22 protein-coding genes and 1 riboswitch are annotated in these 22,832 nt (G+C 46.1%); of the genes, 8 read left to right on the top strand and 14 right to left on the bottom strand.

Annotation, left to right across the window (positions count from 1 at the left end):
• Positions 1–102: 102 nt before the first annotated feature.
• The 3 genes from fbaA to AYK67_RS01200 form a co-directional block, all read right to left on the bottom strand.
• A complete protein-coding gene (gene fbaA, locus AYK67_RS01210; RefSeq protein WP_068081100.1) occupies positions 103–1,173 on the bottom strand; it encodes a class II fructose-bisphosphate aldolase in 1,071 nt (356 codons plus the stop codon).
• A 285-nt stretch (positions 1,174–1,458) separates the two neighbouring features.
• Positions 1,459–2,271, bottom strand: a complete 813-nt coding sequence (locus AYK67_RS01205; RefSeq protein WP_068081097.1) for a heterodisulfide reductase-related iron-sulfur binding cluster — start codon at positions 2,269–2,271, stop codon at positions 1,459–1,461.
• A 143-nt stretch (positions 2,272–2,414) separates the two neighbouring features.
• Positions 2,415–2,813 carry a c-type cytochrome gene (locus AYK67_RS01200; RefSeq protein ID WP_068081094.1) on the bottom strand — a complete coding sequence of 133 codons (399 nt, stop codon included), beginning with the start codon at positions 2,811–2,813 and terminating at the stop codon, positions 2,415–2,417.
• 365 nt (positions 2,814–3,178) lie between these two features.
• Here AYK67_RS01200 and AYK67_RS01195 point away from each other — a divergent pair, with 365 nt between their 5' ends.
• From AYK67_RS01195 to glcF, 3 genes are read left to right on the top strand one after another with little or no spacing between them, the layout of a single operon-like run.
• Positions 3,179–4,675, top strand: a complete 1,497-nt coding sequence (locus AYK67_RS01195; protein WP_068081092.1) for an FAD-linked oxidase C-terminal domain-containing protein — start codon at positions 3,179–3,181, stop codon at positions 4,673–4,675.
• 57 nt (positions 4,676–4,732) lie between these two features.
• The gene (locus AYK67_RS01190) at positions 4,733–5,959 is read left to right on the top strand and encodes an FAD-binding protein (protein WP_068081087.1); all 1,227 of its coding nucleotides are present in this window, start codon (positions 4,733–4,735) and stop codon (positions 5,957–5,959) included.
• 1 nt (position 5,960) lies between these two features.
• Positions 5,961–7,292 carry a glycolate oxidase subunit GlcF gene (gene glcF / locus AYK67_RS01185; protein WP_068081085.1) on the top strand — a complete coding sequence of 444 codons (1,332 nt, stop codon included), beginning with the start codon at positions 5,961–5,963 and terminating at the stop codon, positions 7,290–7,292.
• Between the two features lie 11 nt (positions 7,293–7,303).
• Here the strand turns inward: glcF and AYK67_RS01180 are convergent, their stop codons facing one another.
• Together AYK67_RS01180 and AYK67_RS01175 are read right to left on the bottom strand one after the other, a co-directional pair.
• Positions 7,304–8,047 (bottom strand): hypothetical protein, encoded by a 744-nt coding sequence (locus AYK67_RS01180; RefSeq protein ID WP_068081083.1) that lies wholly within the window; start codon positions 8,045–8,047, stop codon positions 7,304–7,306.
• Positions 8,048–8,197: 150 nt separating this feature from the next.
• Positions 8,198–8,866 (bottom strand): L,D-transpeptidase, encoded by a 669-nt coding sequence (locus AYK67_RS01175; RefSeq protein WP_068081081.1) that lies wholly within the window; start codon positions 8,864–8,866, stop codon positions 8,198–8,200.
• Between the two features lie 439 nt (positions 8,867–9,305).
• Here AYK67_RS01175 and AYK67_RS01170 point away from each other — a divergent pair, with 439 nt between their 5' ends.
• Both AYK67_RS01170 and AYK67_RS01165 read left to right on the top strand, forming a co-directional pair.
• A complete protein-coding gene (locus AYK67_RS01170; protein ID WP_068081078.1) occupies positions 9,306–10,043 on the top strand; it encodes a protein phosphatase CheZ in 738 nt (245 codons plus the stop codon).
• Positions 10,044–10,237: 194 nt separating this feature from the next.
• Positions 10,238–10,345: riboswitch (SAM-I-IV-variant riboswitch) on the top strand.
• A gap of 68 nt (positions 10,346–10,413) precedes the next feature.
• Positions 10,414–10,788 carry a hypothetical protein gene (locus AYK67_RS01165; RefSeq protein WP_068081076.1) on the top strand — a complete coding sequence of 125 codons (375 nt, stop codon included), beginning with the start codon at positions 10,414–10,416 and terminating at the stop codon, positions 10,786–10,788.
• Here the strand turns inward: AYK67_RS01165 and AYK67_RS01160 are convergent.
• The 7 genes from AYK67_RS01160 to AYK67_RS01130 form a co-directional block, all read right to left on the bottom strand.
• The gene (locus tag AYK67_RS01160; RefSeq protein ID WP_068081073.1) at positions 10,777–11,232 is read right to left on the bottom strand and encodes a group III truncated hemoglobin; all 456 of its coding nucleotides are present in this window, start codon (positions 11,230–11,232) and stop codon (positions 10,777–10,779) included. The genes AYK67_RS01165 and AYK67_RS01160 overlap by 12 nt on opposite strands.
• A gap of 44 nt (positions 11,233–11,276) precedes the next feature.
• Positions 11,277–11,714, bottom strand: coding sequence for an acyl-CoA thioesterase (locus AYK67_RS01155; RefSeq protein ID WP_068081070.1), 438 nt, complete (start codon positions 11,712–11,714; stop codon positions 11,277–11,279).
• A 136-nt stretch (positions 11,715–11,850) separates the two neighbouring features.
• Complete coding sequence (locus AYK67_RS01150) at positions 11,851–12,264, bottom strand: group III truncated hemoglobin (protein ID WP_068081067.1); 414 nt, start codon at positions 12,262–12,264, stop codon at positions 11,851–11,853.
• Between the two features lie 70 nt (positions 12,265–12,334).
• A complete protein-coding gene (locus AYK67_RS01145) occupies positions 12,335–13,024 on the bottom strand; it encodes a Crp/Fnr family transcriptional regulator (RefSeq protein ID WP_068081065.1) in 690 nt (229 codons plus the stop codon).
• A gap of 236 nt (positions 13,025–13,260) precedes the next feature.
• Positions 13,261–14,049, bottom strand: coding sequence for a ChbG/HpnK family deacetylase (locus AYK67_RS01140; protein ID WP_082735564.1), 789 nt, complete (start codon positions 14,047–14,049; stop codon positions 13,261–13,263).
• A gap of 75 nt (positions 14,050–14,124) precedes the next feature.
• A complete protein-coding gene (locus AYK67_RS01135) occupies positions 14,125–15,615 on the bottom strand; it encodes an ArnT family glycosyltransferase (RefSeq protein WP_068081318.1) in 1,491 nt (496 codons plus the stop codon).
• Positions 15,616–15,687: 72 nt separating this feature from the next.
• On the bottom strand, positions 15,688–16,821 hold the full coding sequence (locus AYK67_RS01130) for a glycosyltransferase (RefSeq protein WP_068081315.1): 1,134 nt from the start codon (positions 16,819–16,821) through the stop codon (positions 15,688–15,690).
• Between the two features lie 280 nt (positions 16,822–17,101).
• Between AYK67_RS01130 and hisS the strand changes: the two genes are divergently transcribed.
• The 3 genes from hisS to hisG are packed head-to-tail and all read left to right on the top strand — an operon-like array spanning position 17,102 to position 20,723.
• A complete protein-coding gene (hisS, locus tag AYK67_RS01125) occupies positions 17,102–18,616 on the top strand; it encodes a histidine--tRNA ligase (protein WP_068081059.1) in 1,515 nt (504 codons plus the stop codon).
• 2 nt (positions 18,617–18,618) lie between these two features.
• Entirely contained in the window at positions 18,619–19,743 is a 1,125-nt protein-coding gene (locus tag AYK67_RS01120; protein WP_068081058.1) for an ATP phosphoribosyltransferase regulatory subunit, read from the top strand.
• Positions 19,740–20,723, top strand: a complete 984-nt coding sequence (gene hisG / locus AYK67_RS01115; protein WP_068081057.1) for an ATP phosphoribosyltransferase — start codon at positions 19,740–19,742, stop codon at positions 20,721–20,723. Before AYK67_RS01120 ends, hisG begins: the two co-directional genes overlap by 4 nt.
• Before the next feature lie 86 nt (positions 20,724–20,809).
• On the opposite strand, the gene AYK67_RS01110 is transcribed toward hisG, so the two are convergent.
• A complete protein-coding gene (locus AYK67_RS01110; RefSeq protein ID WP_068081048.1) occupies positions 20,810–21,463 on the bottom strand; it encodes a DNA-3-methyladenine glycosylase I in 654 nt (217 codons plus the stop codon).
• Between the two features lie 154 nt (positions 21,464–21,617).
• Positions 21,618–22,394 (bottom strand): copper homeostasis protein CutC, encoded by a 777-nt coding sequence (locus AYK67_RS01105; RefSeq protein ID WP_068081045.1) that lies wholly within the window; start codon positions 22,392–22,394, stop codon positions 21,618–21,620.
• Positions 22,395–22,832: the final 438 nt, after the last annotated feature.

The raw sequence follows: 22,832 nt of genomic DNA, 5'->3' as shown, positions 1-22,832 counted from the left end.
ATGCAAAACCGTATTAAAATGTAATTACTTGAAATAAATATTATTTAAATTAAAAAAAAGCCCGGCTGGATAGCCGGGCTAATATCTTGCAAGTACTCAAGCTTATTGAGCCAAAGATTTACCTGTAGAACGCAAGTCGGCACAAGCTTCGCTAAGGCGCTCGATAAGACCTTCTTCACCTGCGCGCAGCCACTTACGTGGGTCGTATTTGGACTTGTAAGGTGTGCCGTCGGTTGGGTCGATCTGGTGTTGGAATGCAGCTTTATTTGCTTCTACGTAATCACCAACAGGCTTGGAGAATGCAAATTGAGTATCGGTATCGATATTCATTTTGAACACGCCGTAACCCAGGCTTTCCTCAATTTTGTCTTTTTCAGAACCTGAACCGCCGTGGAATACCAATGGCAGTGGGTTTGCTTTCAGACCGTGTGTTTCAGCAACCAGCTTCTGGCTTTCACGAAGAATTTCAGGGCGCAGCTTCACGTTACCTGGCTTGTAAACGCCGTGAACGTTACCGAAAGATGCTGCAACCGAGAAATGACCCAGTGGGTTCAAGCGGTCATAAGCTTCAAGAACTTCTGAAGGCTGTGTGTAAAGTTTCGGGTTATCAGCACCGATATCTTCATCAGAGCCAACGCCGTCTTCTTCACCGCCGGTACAACCCAGTTCGATTTCCAGGCTCATTTGCAATGGAGCCATCATTTTCAGCAGGCGCTCACTTTCAGCAAGGTTGTCTTCAAGAGACTCTTCGGAAAGGTCAAGCATGTGAGATGTGAACAAAGGCTTGCCGTTGGCTTTGAAGAATTCTTCACCATGCTGGATGAGGCCTTCAAGCCAAGGAACCAGCTTGCGGTTCGCATGGTCTGTGTGCAGTACAACACAAACGCCGTAATGCTCGGCAAGCATGTGCACGTGACGGGCACAAGAAACAGCGCCGAGGATTTTTGCTTGTAGATCGTCTTTAATGCCTTTACCGGCAAAGAACTGTGCACCACCGTTAGAGAGCTGCACAATCACGTCGGACTTATTACGTGCAGCAGCTTCCATAACTGCGTTTGCAGAGTTCGTACCAACAACGTTGACTGCAGGCAGAGCATATTTGCCTTCCCGGCAAGCTTCGATCAGAGTTTTATAGTCATCACCGAAAACGACGCCTGGCTTAAGCTTTCCCATTAGCGTAGTGCTCCTTAATTTGCAGAAGGCCGCGAGGAGGGGTCGCGACCCAATAAATGAACTCAAAAGATTACGGATAACTCCGTTCGCAATGCACACTAGTCCCGAGAAAAGAAACTGGCAACTAAAACCGGTGCGATATTTTTTTCAAAGGGCAAAAAAAATGCATTTTCCGTAGGGTGCGCGTCAATATGTCAGCATTCTTTGACAGGTAGAAGTAAATCATCTTTATGAAAAAGTGGAATATCAATGAATGATTCTAGTGTAAAAATAATTTTAGCTTATTCAATCTTTATCGACTGTAGCTTTTCGCCTTGCACCTAATGGTGGTAAATCGAATTTTCCTGCTAATACTTCAGCGTAATGGCGTACTTCAATTGCGGAGCCTTGTCGTTTTAACTCACTTGCAACTTCGAAAAGCAATGATATTTCTTCACCCACCAACAAACCGGCACCACTCGCAATCAAATCACGTACATACTTTTTGACTTGCTGTTTACTCATTGCTGGAGTGGGAATGGATTTATTATCAAAATTTATGTGCTCTGCCAGCACCTCAGGGACATCAATAACACTTACATGATCGAATGATTTAAAAAGCAAGGAAATTGGTTGTACGCCACCAAATAGGTGAGGTGTAGACGAGAGGCTCAAAACTGCCAGCTTTGTGCGTATATTCTTGCAAGGAGAGTTCAACACCATGTCGTTTTTCATAAGGAATGGACAAAGGCCGACTATTTTTCTTGCAAACGTTTTGTAGTGTTGTGCCTGCGAAGGGTTATTCTTGGCTAGAATTTTTGCCCCTTGGTAAAGAGTGTCCTGGCAGTATTGTGAGGTCGTTATAATATAGTCAGTATGCGTGAAGCGAGATGCAACCTGCTGAACATTTTTAAGAGCGGCTTCGGTCTCTGAAAATTTTATGTCACTTAGCCCGCAACATCCAATATCAATGGCATTATTTATTTGAAAGCGTTTGTGGTCGATCAAAACACGAACAGCATCAATAACACTAGGGCGAAATAACCGTTCAGAACATGTCGTGAAGATGCCAATTGTATGTGGGCTGGTCTTTTTTCTTTGGTTATTAGTAAGCGACAATGGCAGGCTCTTGGTTATTGCAAAGCACTAACGGTGACAATCATTTATGCCAAGACGTTTGGATATAACCAAGCAAAAAATGTAGTTGCAGAAAGAAAGTTGCCCTTAAATGCAAAGGACAACTCTCTATATCACTCGATAGATTACTTCATTGTACCGTCTTTGTTAAACTGGCTCAGATACGCAATCACGTTGACAATGTCTTTGTCTTTTTTCAATCCGGCAAAAGCCATTTTACCCTTTGGGATGACTTTCTTAGGCTTATTGAGGTAGGCAGTTAGTGTTTCTATGTCCCAAACACGTCCTTCTTCTTTACCAGCAAGAAGGGTTTTGGAGTATTTAAAACCTTCGATAGTTCCCCAGCCTGAGCCAACAACACCGTTCAGACGTGGGCCGACTTTATTTTTGGCTTTTTCACCAACGGCATGACACGCCTTACACTTAGTAAAGACCTTCTTGCCCTTTTTAATATCACCATCAGCAAAAGCACTGCTTGTGGCAATGAGCAAAAGGGTAGTTGCGATTAGTCCAAGCTTTTTCATTCCTGTCTCCTACAACAGAATTTGATCCACCATCTACAAGCCGTAGATTCTCTAGTTATTTATATCTTCTGTAGCTAAATAAGCAAAAATCATTAATAGCCTACAGTGTCGATCTGTCGCATATTGTAGCAGGAAAAGATCAGAAAGCATAGTTTCCCCAATACTTTAGTTGCAACCATCGGTTATGTTGCTGGCTGTACTCTCGTATAGATGATATGATTTGTCGCAGTGGGCGCAATAAATGCATTAGATTCATGTATTGGTGCTCTGTTTAAGTTAAAGGCAACAGCCTCTACAGGCTTGTAAAAACAATCGGGTAAAGCAGGCTAAAGTGACGTTTGTTGCGCTTGCTCTGGAGGATCAGTATGCCAGCTATAAAAATGCCAGCCCCCTCAAAAGAAATTATCGATAATAAACAGAAAATTGTTTCAGATCTTAAACAGCTCATCAACCGTCATCATGTTTTGGATGACGACACTGAACTTCGCCCCTATGAGACCGATGCTTTAACGGCTTACCGGCAAATGCCGCTTTGTGTCGTATTGCCCGAGACGACACAGGAAGTATCCCGCATTCTTAAATACTGCCATCAGCATGATATCAAGGTGGTTCCCAGAGGCGCAGGAACGTCTCTTTCCGGTGGTGCGCTGCCATTGGCTGATGGCATTCTCATGTCGATGATGAAGTTTAATCGCATATTAGATGTGGACTTGGAAAACCGGGCGGTCGTAGCTCAGCCAGGAGTGACCAACCTTGCCATTACACGTGCCGTAGAAGGGGAGGGCTTCTACTTTGCCCCGGACCCGTCATCACAAATTGCCTGTTCGGTAGGGGGCAATGTGGCAGAAAATTCAGGTGGTGTGCACTCTTTAAAATATGGTCTGACAACCAACAACTTGCTTGGTCTTGAAATGGTGCTGATGAATGGTGACATCATCCAGTTAGGAGGCAAGCATCTGGATAGTGATGCCTATGACTTGCTTGCGTTATTGACCGGCTCAGAAGGGCTTTTAGCCGTGATAACTCAAACCACGCTAAAAGTTATACCAAAGCCGGAAACTGCACGCGCAGCACTACTGGGTTTTTCTTCTATTGAGGCAGCAGGTCAATGTGTGGCTGATATAATCGCGGCAGGTATTATACCTGGTGGAATGGAGATTATGGACCAGTTTGCCACCAGAGCGACAGAAAACTTTGTTCATGCTGGCTACCCGCTGGATGTTGCAGCTTTGATGATTGTAGAGTTGGACGGCCCTGAAGACGAAGTTGATGGACTTTTGAAAGAAGTGGCACATCATGGACAGGAGAATGGTTCAACTTTCCTGAAAGTGTCGCAAACAGAAGCTGAAAGACAGTTGTTCTGGGCAGGCAGAAAAGCAGCATTTCCTGCAGTTGGTCAAATCGCGCCCGACTATATATGTATGGATGGCACTATACCACGCAAAGAGCTGCCAAATGTTCTAAATGCAATGCAAGGTTTAAGCGAAAAACATGGCTTACAATATGCCAACGTTTTTCACGCCGGTGATGGTAATCTGCACCCGATGATACTTTATGATGCCAATGCCGAGGGGCAACTGGAAGCAGCCGAAGCGTTTGGTGCGGATATACTGCGTTTATGCGTAAAAGTGGGCGGTGTACTCACGGGGGAACATGGAGTTGGTATCGAAAAGCGCGATTTAATGCCGGAAATGTTCACAGAAATTGACCTGGCCCATCAGCAACGCGTTAAGTGCGCATTCGACGGAAAGCAACTGTTGAATCCAGGTAAAATGTTTCCTGTTCTTCATCGCTGTGCAGAGCTGGGGATGATGAAAATCCATCAAGGGCAAATTCCTTTTCCCGATATTCCGCGCTTTTAGTGTGCAGCCAGAGACATTCAGTCGGATCATAATAAATTACGCTAATCAGGAGCTGTTATGACAGCCACCCAAGAAAGTTATCACCCGCAAACAAGCTGCGACTTGGAAAAAGTAATCGCTTGGGCCGCAGCAGAGAATGAGCCACTTGAAATAATAGGCAATGCCACGAAACGCAATTGGGGGCGTCCGGTTCAAGCGGCACATTTACTTTCGACTGACCAGCTGAGCGGTGTCGTTGATTATCAGCCGGATGAACTAATCATGACTGCAAAGGCGGGGACGCCTGTTTCGGAAATAGAAAGCCTCTTAGATAAACACAATCAAATGTTGGCTTTTGAGCCCCTGCAGGCGTGCCACTTTTGGCATGAGACCACCAGACCAAGTACCATTGGAGGCATATTTGCAACCAACCAATCTGGTTCAAGGCGATTGAAAGCAGGAGCGGCCCGTGACTTTATTTTAGGCTTGGAAGCGGTTTCGGGGCGTGGAGAACGATTTAAGGCAGGTGGCAAAGTACAAAAAAATGTGACCGGCTATGATATTGCAAGAGGGTTTTGCAGTAGCTGGGGAACGTTGTTTGTTGCAACTGAAATCACTTTCAAAGTTCTGCCAAAGCCGGAAACAGAATGTACTTTGGCACTTCTAGGTTTAAGTGGCCAGCTAGCAACAAGCGCCATGTCACAAGCTATGGCAAGTACTTGCGAGGTGTCGTCAGCGGCATATTTAACAAGCAAACTGGCAGAGCTATGCCGTGGCAACCCACTTGCAGAATATGGCTCAAGCACGTTATTGCGCCTTGAGGGAACGCCACTTTCCGTGCGCTACCGCCGTGATAAATTGATAAATGAGTTAAAGCATTATGCGCAAATTGAAGTCATGGAAGCTGAAAACTCAATAAGTTTATGGAATGAAATCAGCAATGCCTCTGTTTTTGCACGTGAAAGCAATCCGTTATGGCGGATATCTATGGCACCTTCACATGCCCAGAATTTTGTAGAAGCAATTCGCAGTGATTTACCAGCACAAATCCTGCGCGATTGGGCAGGGGGGCTGCTCTGGCTTAGCGTTGAGGGCGATGATGATTATGCCACTCCCATACGTGAATATTTAGATAAATCAGGTGGGGGCTATGCAACTCTAGTGAGAGCCTCCGCGGCAATTAGGTCTCAAGTACCTGTTTTCCAGCCGCAGTTGCAGCCACTGGAAGCCTTATCACGTAGTTTAAAGCACCAATTTGACCCCGCTGGCATTCTAAATCCTGGCCGTATGAACGCGAGTTTTTGATATGCAGACCAATTTCACGCAGCAGCAATTATCGGATAATGCAATTGCGCATTCTGAAAAAATCCTTCGCAAGTGCGTCCACTGCGGTTTTTGTACTGCAACTTGCCCTAGTTTTGCGGTATTGGGAGATGAGCTAGATAGTCCGCGTGGCCGGATTTATATGATAAAAGATCATTTGGAAAACAACCGGCCAGTCAATAGCAAGTTTGTTAAGCACGTTGATCGTTGTTTATCGTGTCTTTCGTGTATGACAACTTGCCCCTCAGGTGTGCATTATATGCACTTGATTGATCATGCGCGAAGCATAATAGAAAGTGAATATAAACGACCACTGAGTGATCGTTTGATGCGTGCATTACTGGCTTCTATTCTACCTTACCCTAAACGGTTTGCTTGGGCTTTACAGCTTGGCCGGATTGCAAGGCCGTTTACACCTATTCTAAGAAAAGTGGGTGGGCCATTTAAAAAGATGGCTGCGATGCTTTCGTTGGTACCCAAGAGCAATATACCTAAATCTCGTTTTCGTGCGCAGCAACTGGTGAGCGCGAAAGATAAAAAACAAGGTCGCGTTGTTGTCTTGCAAGGTTGCGCTCAACCTGTCCTAAATCCGGAAATCAATGACGCTACAATTAGCTTGCTAACACGTTTGGGCTACGAGGTTAGTCAACCTGCGAAAGAGGCCTGTTGTGGTTCTCTCCTGTTACATATGGGTAAACAGGATTCAGCTTTAGACCAAGCGCGACATAACATTGATATTTGGCATCAGGAAATAACACAAAACCAGCTACAAGCTATCATTATTACCGCATCAGGTTGTGGTACAACAATTAAAGACTATGCTCACATGCTTGAAAATGATGAAAATTATGCCGAAAAAGCTGGCGAAGTTGCCGCCAAAGCGCAAGATATAACGGAGTTTCTCAGTTCTATTAAACTGCCAGAGCCAACGCGGAAAGTTGAAATCCCGGCCGTCTATCATTCTGCATGTTCAATGCAGCATGGACAGAAAATCGACAAAGAGCCACGCCAACTTTTAACTGCAGTAGGACTTGAATTAAGAGAGATTGCCGAGGGGCATTTGTGTTGTGGCTCAGCTGGAGCCTACAATATTTTACAGCCTGACATTGCCGAGCAGCTTAAAAAGCGGAAGGCAAATAACATCAACAGTCAGACCCCCCAGGTTATCGCAACGGGTAATCTGGGTTGTATAGCCCAACTAAAAGATGCGGTTGATGCGCCAATTGTTCATAGTGTCGAACTGTTGAATTGGGCTTACGGAGGTGAGAAGCCTAAGTCACTAAACGACTTTAAAGAAAGCAACAATATAGCCTAAAAGCGCACAAACTAGTTGACTTGGGAGTGAGAGCTATTGGGCATAATTGGGGGGCAAGTGAGTATGGCTTTGCCTCCTTCAATTAAGGAATAGTTGCAAACTATACGCTTTTTGGCGGTTATGCTCTTTATTGGTTGGCGAGCCATTTGTGCTTCACTACTTTCCTTAAGCCTGTTTGAGCTTAAAAGAGCAACTGTTAGACCTAATGCCAAAATAAACAAGTAAAGCAATGCCACATGTACGAGGTGAGCGCTCAAATGCGGCCTGGCGCTCTTGTTAAATCTAGAATGGCTATTACTCGCGGGTTGCTGCTGGACTACTTCCGTTTCTTTGACATCAGTTTCGCTTACGAGCAAAAGCTCAGCATCAACTGGGGTTTTATCATCATCCTGAATGGCATTATTATTATACTGAAATGAAGGTATATAACCAATGCTTGCCAGTTTGATGATTACTTTGTCATGAGCACCCTGTGTTTTATAATAGTTTTTTAACAAACTACGTAATCTTGAAGCATTCACGCGAACAACGGGGTTTGATTTTGGTTTAAATGTATTGTCCTGATTGAATACATTAAGGGCAATAATGGTTTCTTTTAGTTCGCTGCTTTTTCCATCTAATTTCTTCTTTACAATAAAATCAAGAAACTTGTTTAACTTTGGTGAGCGTAGAAAATTTTGCGATACGCTAACTCTCTTTAACGCATCAAGTACCTCTTCTTTTGTCGGCTCTTGAGTGGCGTTGTTACAAAACACGCGAATTTCCCCCTTAATGTAAAAGGATGTTTAGCGTGCACAGTTATTTCGTTTTGGCGATTTTATTGAGGCTCTATAGATATAATATATGTAAATTATTAGCTTTGCCAGTTACAAATTCTTCGCAATTAGTTTCATACCAATTTCTCTTCATCGCACAATAACCGTCGCACCTAAGGAAACGCGCTCGTATAAGTCAATGATGTCTTGGTTACGCATGCGGATACAGCCCGAAGAAACAGCGCCGCCAATAGTCCAAGGCTGGTTTGAGCCGTGAATTCGGTAGAGTGTAGAGCCAAGGTAAAGTGCGCGCGCGCCAAGTGGGTTCTGTGGGCCGCCAGGTACAAATCTAGGTAAATCAGGTTGGCGTTTTAACATCTCGCTTGGTGGATTCCAGTCGGGCCATTCGCGCTTCTTTGTTACCTTGTGTTGTCCCGACCATTCAAAACCCGGTCGCCCAATACCAATTCCATACCTTATTACTCTATTGGTATCTAAATAGTAATAAAGGTATCTATTGGGACTATCGATATATATCGTGCCAGCCTTTTGAGCTGTATCGATCCGAATAATTTTTGGCAAAAACCTGTCCGCAACCTTTCGCTGTTGCTTATCATTAGTACGTCTCTTTTTGCGTTCCCTATTGAGAATCGCACTTTGTCTTTCAACTTGTTGCTGGGAGTAAATTGGAATATCGGGACTTAAAATGATGGGCGGAGCTGGTGCTAAACGTCTAGCTTGTTCAGCTGCACTTGAATGGCCTATGGCGGCAGATAATATACCACCAAGCACAAAAGTAATTCTAGAACAAGTTTTCATCTCATCACTCAATTAGTTAAAATAATCACTATGAATTATAAATAATTAAATTTGTAAATATTGCATTAATTGGTGAACTATTGCTTATGTTAGATTAAAAACTTTGCTTTTTATCGCACTTGCGAAATGATTATTAATACTAAAGTGAACAATACTTTTATAAACGATATTTATTCATATTTAGAGATAGTCACTTTTAGTAAGCCTAAGGCATGAGGCTGTAGAAACTAGCTTTGCTGGCTTAAGTTCGATGGGGTATATATATTATTCATTGCTTACTAATCATAATTAATAAAAAAAATTACGCTATTAAAAATGATAGTAAACACGATTCTCTACTTGTGCTTTCGAGTATCTGGTTGTAGCAAGTGACTACTGCTTATTCTATATAGAGTTTTCGCTAGCACCACTTTAGGTGTGTTGGGCATACGGAGTTAGGATGATAACAGCAAAGAAAGTTTTTCGCGCAGAAGCACACTTTGGCAAGCGTCAACTTGAAAGCGTTGATCCTGCAAATGTTGATGAGCTCCGACACTACGAAATTATCCAGGAAATTACGGCACTCAAACGAATGCTCGACCCGCAGCAGTCGAATGCCGCACATCTATCAGAAAAAATTGCAGCCGAGCTGCGCAGTGAAATTGGCGAGGCAGCTAAGCTCAAGGTTGAACTTGATGCTATGTATGATGCAATAGGTGAGACGAAAACCGAAATAGCTGCTTTACATCACAAAGCTAGTGGGGAATTTGGTGCCGCCAAGGGGCGTGCTGCCTATGAACTGGATGAAATTGTCTCCGGCACTGAAAAAGCGACTGAGCAAATCCTCACCGCTACCGAGGAAATCGATCAGGCTGTTGCAACAATAGGGTCTTTATTGCCTCCAGAACACGAGGGCTTGGCCTCTGATGTCCACGAGCGTGTGGTATCTATTTTCGAGGCCTGTAACTTTCAGGATTTGACAGGCCAGCGTATCACGAAGGTTGTAAGCACACTTAACTTTGTTGAAGAGCGTATTGTACGTATGATGGAGATTTGGGGTGGAATTGATACATTCAAGACCATCGATGTTCCTCCAGAGTACGAACCACACGATGAGCGCTCTTTGCTAAATGGTCCTGCGCGGGATACTGATGATGGTGTTGTAACACAAGATGATATTGACGCTTTGTTCGCTTAATACATGTTGGAATAAAGCCATATAATGGTTTGGCATCATCCGTTGTGCGCTCAGGAGTAATCTGAGCGCATACCACGATCAAAGCACCCGGCTTAACGAATTATCATTTTTTATATGTAAGCATAATATTGAGCTTTTCTAACTATGAAAGCAAATAGAAAGCTTGCATTTGCCTTATTTTCGTGCCAAATATCCAACATCATCAAGAGAAGGGCTGGCGCCCTCGCCAACCTGCCAAACCGGGCAAGGTGGTTTCCGCATTAAGGGATGTGATTGCAAGCTTGGCAATTGTAAAGCCAACTGCAATAACAAAGCGGTATGTAACATAGATTTTGCGCCAGTCCTCCTCGGGAAACCGGTGGAGGATTTTTTGTTGGATCAAGCACAAGTGTCACAGTCAGTTTGGCCCCATTTGCCGCATCAGGCAACAACAGCAATAAAAGAAGTGGTTGCTCACTTGGCTGAGGATGTAAATTCAAACTACCTGCTAGATTGCCTCATATTAGAGCGTGGAATACAAAGTCGCCTCTCTTCTAAGGCTCATAAGCCCCGCGCTGCTATTCTCAATCAGCAACAACGACAAGAACTTGTTTCAGAGCTTTTGGCATTGTGGTCTTCAGGAGCAAAAATGGCTATTAACGAACAGCTTTTTTGGGACACAGTTATGCGCCGTCCGAATGAATACAGTGCATTAAAGCAGCGCTATTGCAAACAGAGTGTGAGGAAAGGCGAGCTAACGATCTAGCTTGTAGCTTCCAAACTGTTTTGGTGGCTGACTGAACGGGCTTGCAAAAATGGCTAGCCAAAGGCTTTGTGCTATGCGCTGTGCAATTGTCATAATTGCAGGAACAGCGCTTGCTGCGAAAATTCGTTGAACTTCAATGTAGAACAAATCCATCCATTGATGAAAATGCGCGTCTGTTAATCCTTGAATTCTATAGTGGGCTGGAACTGGCTTCCCCTTATAGCTCCCTGTTTTTAACAGGACAGAAGCCCAAAAGTGTTTCATTTTGAGAAGATGTGGTCCCCAATCCCCTTGAATTTCACGCGCGAAAATAGGTCCCAAACTTTCGTGCTTTTGAATTTCATTATAAAAGCTATCAACCAGTTCATTGATTTGTGGAATGGTTATGCTCTCATCAACGGGGGCTCGTGATCCAACTGGCCGAATGGGAAGTGTCTCTTGCATGAAGTACTCTCAAGTAGAAGGAAAGGGGCAAAATGCCCCCCTCGTTATCTGGTGGCGTTAGGGTAGGCTGCGTGGCGCTCTTCACTAATGGCCATTGGCACACCTTCGTCGGTAACTGAAACAAAGGTAAAAATGGCCTCTGTGACTTTTTCTCGTAGTCCGGTTCTGTTTCTCAATGCCCAGGCCTCAATAGCAATTTTCATTGAGCTTTTACCAATGCGCTGTACATCAGTGTACACGCACATAACATCACCAACTTTGACCGGGCGAATAAAAGTCATAGAATCAATGGCAACGGTAACGACACGGCCGAGCGCACATTGGCTAGCGCAGATGCCGCCGGCAATGTCCATTTGAGATACAACCCAGCCGCCAAAAATATCGCCGGCTGCATTTGTATCCTTTGGCATTGCCATTGTTCTTGTGGTTAGTTCACCCTGAGGAGCTTCTTTATCCTCTGTTGGCAAGCTTTGTTGTGCCATTCGCCAGTCTCCATTCTATTATTCTTTATGCGCAAAAATACAAACACGCAATTTGAAACTAACAAGTTTTCTAAGGCATTTCTAAAGAATTAAAAAGAGACCGAACAGCACATGTACTATGCAAAAACGAGATGCCTTATGCAGCCTTCATGGCTTGACGAATGCTATCGCTTAGCAAGTTTGCGACATTCATCACAGGCATAACAGCCTCGGCTGGTACACTTTGCTGTGCAGCTTTTGCAAAAAGCTCCTGCCAGCGATCAACTTCGCTTTCACTGATATGGTCTCTTTGTGCGAGCAGGCGCGGCACTGGGCGTCCTTGGTAACTTGGAGTTTTGCAAAGGGCGCATTGCCAAAAGTCTATAGCGCGCTCTAGATCGTCCTGCCAATCATTGCCAAGTTCACGAGTATAGTGTGGCTCTAGCAAGGGATCTTCTTGCAGCTCTTGATATAATTGATTAACAAGTTCACGAACATGGGCGTGATTTATGCTAGGGTGAACCGGGTTTGCTTCGTGTTCCGGTCTGATTTCATAGAGTGTATAGTACATTTTACCAAACGCGCCATTATTGGCGTGCCTTTCTTATTTGGGGGTTTGGTAACTATACTGCCTATTTTACTTAGAGCTCTGCGGCAGCTCGTAGCACCTCGGGTTTCTCTAGGCAGTAATAGCCTGACAGACGGGTGATAACGCCCTCACGTTTCCAACTATTCAGAATTCGGCTAACATTTTCACGTGCACCACCGGCCATATTGGCAATCTCTGTCTGCGATATTTTATAATGTATCAATAGTTTACGATTATCTACTTCCATGCCAAATGTTTCAGCTAACTGTAGTAAAGTTTGTGCAACGCGGCCCGGTAAAGGCAAAAATGAGCGTGCTGCCAAGGCATCATTTGCGTTGCGTAACCGGCTGGTAACGATCGACAGCATGTGACGATAGACCTCAGGGTTTGCATCGGCAAACTTATAAAATTGTGATTTAGAAATGAAAGCCAGTCGGCTAGCTTTTAGGGCAGTAACGGTTGCAGAGCGATCTCGCCCGTCCAGCAAGGCCAACTCACCTACCAAGCTGTTTGGGCCAAGCACTGCAAGCAGTTGCTCGCTGCCATCAATAGAAATGACAGAAACTTTAAGCGACCCATCTAAAATAGCGTAGCACCCATTTGCCGGGTCGCCAGCTTCAAAAAGCGTTGCGCCCGCCTTCAAGGTCATTTGTTGGGCAATGCCTGCAAGCTGCTCTACTTGCTTATCATTAAGCGCTGAAAGCGAAAAACTGCTTTTGAGTAGTTCTTTAAAGTCCCGCATCAGGGTGTGACCTTGAGTATTTTAATATTTTCTTACGTGAGGCATGTAAACATCATTCAAGGCTAAAAAAAGAAAAAACTGTGTCGAATTTGAAATACATCATTAAAACGCAAAGGACTGTTGAAAATTCAATGATTTAAACCTTAGACAAGAAAATAAAACGTAATTTGTCATTCTATTATTGATCAGAGACTGGGAATTTAGCGTTTTTACCATAGAGTAAGGGCTAGGTGGGCTTAGAATAAATAAATGTCCTTTTCATTCAAAAGCTCTTGAAATTGATCGCTCATTAAGAAGTTAAGTTGTTCAAATTGAACAGCCTTGGGACGTGGCTTGGGAACATAGCCATTATAAAGGTGCTCGTAGGAAGGAGAGCAATAAACCACCTCTTCGTTTTGGCAATGGTTTAATGCCTCCCAAAGAACGGTTTTGTATCCTGCCTTTGCCTTGTGCACGGGTAAGCTAAACCGGCTAAACAATAAGGAAATATCTAAGACTTGGGCGAGTTTTCGATATTTTGCGGTATGATGCGATTGGCTTGGCAAAATAATATAGGGCTGCCTATCGGACATTAAGAGTGCTGCTTTAATTATAGCATCATAAAAAATACTGCTCTTTGGTGTCTGCGGATGTATTGCCAGAAACTGGGGCGCTTGGGCGTAAATCTCCTCAAACCTGTCAATTTGTGTAGCAATTTCAGCTTCCACCACTTGCTTTTGCAGGCGTCTGCTTAACGTGCAAAATTGAACATACCAAGGAGGCGGGAATGTTTTTCCGTAGTTTTGTTGGGCAAACTGGCTTAATGGGGAGAAAGGAGCAGTAAAGCTAAGGCTAAGGCCAACTTGTGGTGATTTGTTGGCCCAGTTAGCGACATCTCTTAGCTGGTAGTATTCTTGCTCCCATAACGGGGTTGTTACCAAACAACCAACGGCAGATAACCGGCCAGCCATAATCAAATCATTAATGGCACGGTTTTCTGCTTCACTACTGCCATAACTCAGACTGGTTAGCATAATTCGTTTCATAGCATACGTCTCCGAAACCAAATTCTAAGAAACGTGGTCAGGCTAACGTCGATCGTGCAGAATAAGCAATGGTAACTATGGCTTTCCTATGGGTTTTAAAGGGGCACCCATGTGATAAACCATTATATTTTCAAGGATATTGTTGCCATTACTCCTCGGTATTTCAGCTAGTAAATCTGAAGAGCTGAAGTCCTTCGAAACACCATTTATATTATTGCGCCGTGATTCTGCCACGTATAAAACGGGTGAACTTCCGGGGGATTTCTCGAAGGTAGGAACCATTGCATAACGCATGCGTTGGTTAAGCTGTGTTACCTTAATACCGCTCCCCTTCAGTGCATTACTGAGTTGCCCGGTAAGCCCATAGCTTGTGGTGACAACCCAGTGAACATTTTCTTTTTTAGCAATCGTTTCTATTTCTTTTCCAACCTGTTGCCAGCCCCGCATTTGGTGGGTTGGGTCCTTACGGCCAAAGCTGGTCGTAATCGGCCAAACCGCGTGGCTAAGGACCAGAACGCTTGCCGATAACCCTACAACTAGTGCGCTGTATCCACACCCACGCACCCAGGTTTTTGTCAAGTGAATCCTATCAGCCAAAAATACGGCCGCGATCATGGCAAAGCTGGGGTAGAGCGGAGCAGGCCAGTTACCTTGTACACGGTCATGGAACGAGTGAAACAGCAGGTAAGAGAAAAAGGGTAGACCGGTACAAACGATCAAGCTGGCAGATGCTTCACGTTGCCTAAACTGTTTTAGTAAGGGAATACTGCCAGCTACAACCAGCACAAAAACAAACGGGTTAAGCAATCCCGCTACTGCACCGATATATTCACCAATGTACTTGAAGGTGTAGTGGCTCGCAGCAACACGGCCAAACTGTTTGCTAAATGACACCCAATCATGCTGCATATTCCAGTAAACGACCGGTAAAAACATCACCACCGCTATCAGGCCGCCAGCCCATAATTGCCAGCTTGTAAAGAAGCGCCGATTCTCTGGTACATAGAGCAGCCATAACACTATTCCGCCCCCTAAAAAGAAGAGGGAGTATTTGGAAAGCAAGCCAAAGCCCGCAGCAACCCCGACCAAAAGCCACCAGTTCGCGTTTTTAGAAGCACTTAACTCGCAAAGTGCCCAAAACGTGAGCCCCCAAAAGAAGACCGCAGGTGAATCGGGGGTAATTAAAACAGCACCCACACCGATGAGTAGGGTGGCGTTGAAAAATAAAACTGTCCAGCCAGCAATAACCCGATCATAAAGCAAAGTAGCGCTGCGCCAGATAATGGCAGAGCCAATAGCAGCGCTTAATACAGATAAAAACCGAGCTCCAAGAGTTGTGTCACCAAAAAGCGTTTGCCCCAGCCAAATCCACCAACCTACCATCGGGGAGTGGTCATAATAACCTAAAGCCGGATAAAGCCCCCACAATCTGTAATAGGCCTCATCTTCTACGAAGTTGGCTTGGCTGGCCGTAAATAGACGCAGCAACGTTAAGCCCGTAACGATCCAAAATAAGCTAGTAGGGCGCAAAAACGAAGGAAGAGAGAGATTAGGTTGAGGGCGCAAGAAAGTCTCCGGCAAAGGTGTTCTATATGATTATCGGCTTATAACCGTGTCCAGCAAACTGTGCATTTCTATTCACGCCCGCCGCCATGTGAGCGCATTACTGGCAACAAAGTTCCATACAGCCCCCATTACGGCACCGGCCGCTCCGGCAAACCACCAAATCGGGCTGGCGTCATAAATAAAGCTGGCAACGCCCACATTGGCAAGCACACCAACCGAACAAATGCAATAGAAGGTCAATAGCCCTTTCAGCCAGGCAAAACCTTTCAAGCGTCGATCGCGATAGGTAAGCCTGTTATTCAAAATAAAGTTCGACGTCATTGCCACAACGGTTGCCATTAACTGTGCTTGATTAAAAACAAAACCGCCAGAGGCAAGAAGTAGCTTCAAAACAATCAAGTGCACAACAACACCTGTTGCGCCAACTGCTGAATACATCAAAAAGCGCACAGAAATCATGTCATTGAATAGTTTGGCTACCAACAGACCAAGATAGTCCAGTGTCACCAACGTATCCAGTTTACTCTCGCCATGCTGGCGCTCACGAAAAACGAAAGGCAACTCTTTAATGCGCATGGAACCTTTAGCGCTGGCAACAAGGTCCAGTAGGATTTTAAAGCCTTGAGATGAAAGCTGCGGAGCTAAAGCATCAACTTTCTCGCGCGACACCATGAAAAAACCGCTCATAGGGTCAGAAAGGGTTACTTTCAAAAGGTTGCGCGCCAAGTTGTTTGCCAAGTCAGAGCCCCAGCTACGGATTTTAGAAAGACCGTCGCCCACATCGCCGCCTTCCACATGGCGCGAGGCAACAGCGATATCGTAGTGACCGCTACGCATGGCCGCGAGCATTCGCGGCAGTAAACTTTCATCATGTTGCAAATCCGCATCCATCACGGCCACATACTTGGCAGAAGAAGACAGCATGCCTTCAATGCAAGCACCGGAAAGCCCGCGGCGACCAATACGCCTTATCACCCGCACCCGTGGATTTTCTTGGGCAATATGCCGCGCCACTTGGCTGGTTCCATCAGGGGAATTGTCATCAACAACGATGATTTCCCAGTTCACGCCTGCCAATGCTTGGCCAACAAGATCAACAACAAGCGGAATGTTTTCAGCTTCATTATAAGTGGGCAGGACCAGAGAAAGCTCAACAGCATCAAGTTCCAAGGAAGTCTGCCCTTCTTGGCTATCGGCTTTACGAATTGAATCAGCCACAAGTGTTGAGCTCAATGGAGTGTCTCCGCGTTAGTTGAAATTTTATTCATTCTCTCATTTAATTTTGCGAACATAGTCTCAATTGTTTTCATTGCAAGTATTGATTGGGAAATGCCGTAGATTGCCGCGCCTTCGCATCTTGCCCAAAGCAGCGCAATGGTCTAGGAACTTGCTCTGTAAATTCGGCGAAGATGGCCAATGAGAATTGCGTTGCAGGCCATATCGCTAAATGTAGTTATACGCAGTAAATTAGGATTGAGACGGAGTCATGGCAAAAAAGAAAAGCGCCAAGTTGAAAGCCCGCCTGCCACGCGGATTTGTCGATCGCGAACCGGTTGAGCTTCAGGCGCTGCATCATATGCTCTCCGTCATTAAACAGACCTACGAGCTATACGGTTTTGAGCCGGTCGAAACGCCATTGTTTGAGTACACCGATGCGCTGGGCAAGTTCCTGCCAGATCAGGATCGCCCGAATGCCGGTGTGTTTTCGCTACAAGATGATGACGAGCAATGGATGAGCTTGCGTTACGATCTCACCGCGCCACTCGCCCGCTATGTAGCTGAGAATTTTGAAACATTGCCAAAACCATACCGCAGTTACCGCAATGGTTATGTGTTCCGTAATGAAAAGCCCGGTCCTGGTCGTTTCCGCCAGTTTATGCAGTTCGATGCCGACACTATTGGCGCGCCAGGTGTTTCAGCCGATGCCGAAATGTGCATGATGGCCTCTGATAATATGGAGCGCTTGGGTATTGAGCGCGGTAACTATGTGATCCGAGTAAACAACCGTAAGGTGCTGGATGGTGTCATGGAAGTTATCGGCCTTGCTGGTGACGAACATGCCGAAACACGCCTGACAGTCTTGCGTGCCGTTGACAAGCTCGACCGTTTGGGCATGGAAGGGGTAAAGCTTCTTTTGGGTGAAGGCCGTAAGGACGAGAGCGGCGACTATACCAAGGGCGCTGGCTTATCAGACCAAGCTGCAGAAACCGTACTGGCATTTGTTGGCGCTGGGGCAGAGCAAACCGCGCAAACCATTGAAAATCTACGCCAACTGGTCGCAGACAGCAAAACAGGCAGTGAAGGTGTGCAAGAGCTTGCCGATATGGCAGCACTATTTGCAGCAGCTGGTTATGAGGATGACCGCGTTTTGATCGACCCCTCAGTGGTGCGCGGGTTGGAATACTATACCGGACCGGTTTATGAAGCAGAGCTCACCTTTGAAGTGAAAGATGAGAAGGGGCGTCCTGTTCGCTTTGGTTCGGTTGGCGGCGGCGGCCGTTATGATGGTCTCGTTTCCCGCTTCATGAGCCAGCCGGTGCCTGCAACTGGTTTCTCTGTTGGTGTCTCTCGCTTGATGGCTGCACTCAAAGTACTGGGTAAGCTTGGCGATGAAGCCATTGCCGGTCCCATTGTGGTTTGCGTGATGGATAGGGATGTCGAAAGCCTCGGCCATTACCAGAAGATGGTTCAGGAGCTTCGTGCTGCCGGTATCAAGGCGGAGATGTTCCAGGGCAACCCAAAACAGTTTGGTAAGCAGCTGCAATATGCCGACAAACGCGATGCCCCATGTGCCATCATTCAAGGCTCGCAAGAGCGCGATGCTGGTGAGGTGCAAATTAAAGACCTTATTGAAGGCAAGCGTTTATCTGCAGAAATTGAAGACAACAAAACATGGCGTGAAAGCCGTCCGGCCCAGTTTGCGGTAAAACGTGTAGATTTGGTGAGTGAAGTACAAAAACTATTGTCCGCACAGGCTGCTGACCGTCAAGACGAGGGCTAAGAATGGGGCGTTACGATCAACAGCAAACCGAATTGGCAAAGCTTTATGCCGATGCGGGCTATGAAGAGACCAGTCCACAGCTTTTACAATCTGCGGATATCTTTTTGGATTTGGCAGGTGAAGACCTAAAAAAGCGTTTGTTTTTGACATCGGGAGAAGACGGTCAAGAGCTATGTTTACGCCCGGACTTCACTATTCCGATTGCACGCCATTATGTGCAGTCGGGAATTACGGGTCGAATTGCCGCCTATTCTTATGCAGGACCTGTGTTTCGGCAAAAGTCGGGGCATACAGGTGAGACCATGCAAGCAGGTGTGGAATCCATTGGCCGTAAAGATATCGAAGCGGCTGATGCAGATATGCTGTCCTTAGCTTTAACCAGTGCGGATGTACTTGGTGCAAGTAACCTTCGTGTTCGCATCGGCGATGAGGGGTTGTTCACTGCCGTAATGCAGGCATTGGAAATCCCCAAGGTTTGGCAGCGCCGCCTGCGTGATGTTTTCGGTGAGCGAGAACGCATTGATACAATGATCACGCGTATGGCTGGGGAAAAAACACCGCAGGCATCTCAGACAGGCCTACTATCCGCTCTGGAAGGTCAAGACAGCAAGGCAGCCGTGGCTATCATCGAGGATGTGCTCTCGCTTGCTGGTATTGCCGCAGTGGGGGGCCGCAGCGCCCATGAGATCGCCGAGCGCTTTATGGAGCAAGCCGCGCTTTCTTCAGGTGATGGCATAAGCAAAGATGCTGCCAACCGCTTATCAGCCTACTTGAATATCTCCGGACCACCACCGTTGCGCGCGGTAGAAACATTGCATGCCTTTGCGCGTGAAACCGGTCTTAACTTGGATAGCTCGATAGAGCGCCTTGCCAAGAGAACGTCGCTCATGGCTGAGCGCGGTATTGATGTTGCTTCTCTTGAATACTCGGGTGATTTTGGCCGCCGTCTCGATTATTACACCGGTTTTGTGTTTGAAATGCACCACCAAAACGCAACAGGACGTGAGCAAGTGATGGGTGGCGGTCGCTATGATCGGCTCATCGAGCGCTTGGGAGCTCCGGAACGCGTGCCAGCCGTTGGCTTCACCATCTGGTTAGATCGTATTCAAAAAGGGGCCGGCCAATGAGCAAGTTAATTCTAGCGATCCCTTCAAAAGGGCGTTTGCAAGAGCTCACCCATGCCTACTTCAAGCAAGCAGGCTTAACAGTTAAGCGCCCGGGCGGTGATAGAAATTACCGGGGGGTTTTAGCGGGTGTTGAAGACATTGAAATTGCGTTCCTTTCTGCCTCGGAAATCGCCCGTGAAATTGCTTCGGGTGCAGTGCATTTCGGTGTGACTGGCACCGATTTGATCATGGAAAATATTGATCAGCCAGAAGAGAAAACCCATGTCATTGCCCCACTTGGCTTCGGTCATGCAGATGTGGTGATTGCTGTGCCTTCTGCGTGGATTGATGTCCACTCTATGGCCGATCTGGCAGATGTTGCCTCCGATTTTCGCGCCCGCCATGGCTCAAGGCTGCGTATAGCCACCAAATACATCAATACCACCCGTAAATTCTTCGCAGATCACGGCATCTCCGATTATCGCATTGTCGAAAGTGCTGGCGCGACAGAAGGGGCTCCGGCGGCAGGCTCTGCCGAGCTGGTTGTAGATATCACCTCAACCGGTTCAACTTTGAAGGCAAACAATCTGAAAATTCCTCATGATGGAGTGATTTTTAAATCCCAAGCGCACTTGGTGGCTTCGACAACGGCCAACTGGGATGAAGGGGCAATGGAAGCGGCTCGCTTGATGCTGGACCGGATTTCTTCGCGCCAACAAGCGCAGAAGGTGAAAGAACTGCGTTTGATGATGGCTGGGCCAGAGAATAAACTTGCTGAGTTGCAAGAAAAGTTTGGTGCACACGCCCCGTTCGGGGTGCCAACAAGCCAAGGCGTACCGCTTACCTTGCATTGTCCGGCCAGTACAGCGCCAGAATGTGCCGATTTCTTGCGTCAGCAGGGCGCAGTTATGGTCACAGTTAGCGCTTTAGACTATGTATTTGCGCCAGAGAATATCCTGTTTAATCCGCTCTTCAATAAGGTGCATAAAGCCGGAGCGTAGAATAGGTTAATCAGCAAATCCTATGGAACGGTATATTGTGATAACAACAATGTGCAGCGGTAGAGCCGCTGCACGCGAATAAATAATTAGGAAAGAGCAGGGGCCTTAAGGGGGCGTATGAATGCGTTGCGCTCTTTTTCAACAACCTCTCGAAAAACACAGCCTTCAAGATGATCGTTAACCATGCCCATTGCTTGCATAAATGCGTAAACGGTTGTCGGTCCTACAAAGCGCCATCCCCGTTTCTTAAGGTCTTTAGAAAGGGCGGCTGAAGCCTCGGTTGTGGCTATTTTGCGCAAGGTCTCAAAATCAAACTGTTGCGGTCTATCCGCACTTGTTGGCTCAAATGACCAGAAATAAGTCGCAAGCGTTCCAAACTCCTTTCGCACTTCCAAAGCACGTTGAGCATTATTAATGGTAGCGGTAATTTTCCCGCGGTGGCGAATAATCCCGGCGTCTTTTACAAGGCGCTCCACATCATCTTCCGTAAATCGGGCGATTACTTCAAAATCAAAGCCGGCAAAAGCCGCGCGGAAATTCTCGCGTTTTCGTAAAATGGTGAGCCAGGACAACCCTGCCTGAAAACCCTCAAGACATATCTTTTCGAATAATCGAATATCGCTCGAAACCGGGCGGCCCCATTCGTTATCGTGGTAGTCTTTGTAAAAGGCATCACCTCCATGCCACCAGCAGGTGCAGGCGCCTTCATCATCTCGATAAAGTCCGTCGTTTTCTGACATCACAAAAACCTTAAATAATAGAATGGATGCACAATTGCGATTCTTGCTGAGCTGCCTTCAAACATATCAGTTTAGGAAAGAAATACAATGTTCACTTTATGATCTTCTGTTGTGCTTTAAATGTATTTGTTTTGATCCGGTGTATTGCCTTAGGTCAAATGCGTGCCTTTAATAGTTCTACTTTCTTGGCGTTTGTTCGAAAGCCGTTAGTCGCGGTAAAACCAAATTTGGTTAGTAATGCCTCTTCTTCAAAAGGTACTCGGCAAGAGGCGTGAAATTGCAAAAATACCCCTGCTTCAGTAAAGGCTCTAATGTTTTCACAGTTGATACCTGAGCCGGGCATAATGGCAATGCGATCTCCTGCGATTTCTTGTAGTTTTATTAAGCGCTGCAAACCATCAATGGCTTTGGGTGCACCGCCTGAGGTTAATATGCGCTCAAAGCCCAACTCGATAGCTTGTAAAAGTGCCTCCTCAAAGTCATAGACCAGATCAAAGGCGCGGTGCAAAGTGCTTCCCAAACCCGATGATTGTGTAACCTCCTGCAATTGCTGTAATACTTCCGTATCCAACGCCGCATAAGAGCACAGCTCCCTTTCAATGCAACCAGTTAATTGCTGTTGTTTAAAAGCCTTGGAACACCCGAGCACAACACCGGAAAGGCCAGCCCGAGCAACTGTTTGTATTTCAAGTTTCATGCAATCGATTTCGTTTTTAGAATAGCAAAAGTCACCAGCACGCGGCCGAACCATGGCATAAACTTGGACGCCTTGTGGTAATGCAAAGCGCCGCGCGGCTTCAATCAAGCTGTGGCTTGGTGATAGGCCACCTAAAGCAAGAGCACTGCAAAGCTCGATCCTGTCAGCCCCTCCATGAACAGCTGCTTGAATACCTTCAACAGTATCAACGCATACTTCTAGCTGAGTTTTCACTTTGCAATGCCTCCTGGATAATTACTTGCATAATGAGAAGAAAATCCGAACACCGGCGTATTGCGAAGCTTGCCCATCAACTTCCAAGGTTCGCGTAGAACGCTTTTGGCCTCACCACAATACTAAGGTGTATAGTTATGCGCACCCTAAGAATAATTGTGAACCGTGTTGTTGCTTACCGGCAGAGCGTACAGAGCAAAAATAGCCAAAAAAACTCAATAGTTGCGCAATCTTTTAAAAATGCAGTTGGCAGCAGCGGATTTCTATTTTAAAAGCAACACTCATTATTCAGCGGCCACCGCTGGGTATATCCTGCATATTGCACTAATGAAAAGCAGATGACGAGTTTCGATCGCGCACAGGCCATGCCCTACGCTCATAAGATACGGCGAATTATTGGCCCGGCCTTCGGCTGAGACGCTGTAAAGCGCCCTGAAG

Source organism: Polycladidibacter stylochi (assembly GCF_001562055.1).
GTDB classification, from domain to species: domain Bacteria; phylum Pseudomonadota; class Alphaproteobacteria; order Rhizobiales; family Stappiaceae; genus Pseudovibrio; species Pseudovibrio stylochi.
The sequence above is the reverse complement of the archived record's forward strand: the minus strand, read 5'-3'. Positions and strand labels throughout refer to the sequence as shown.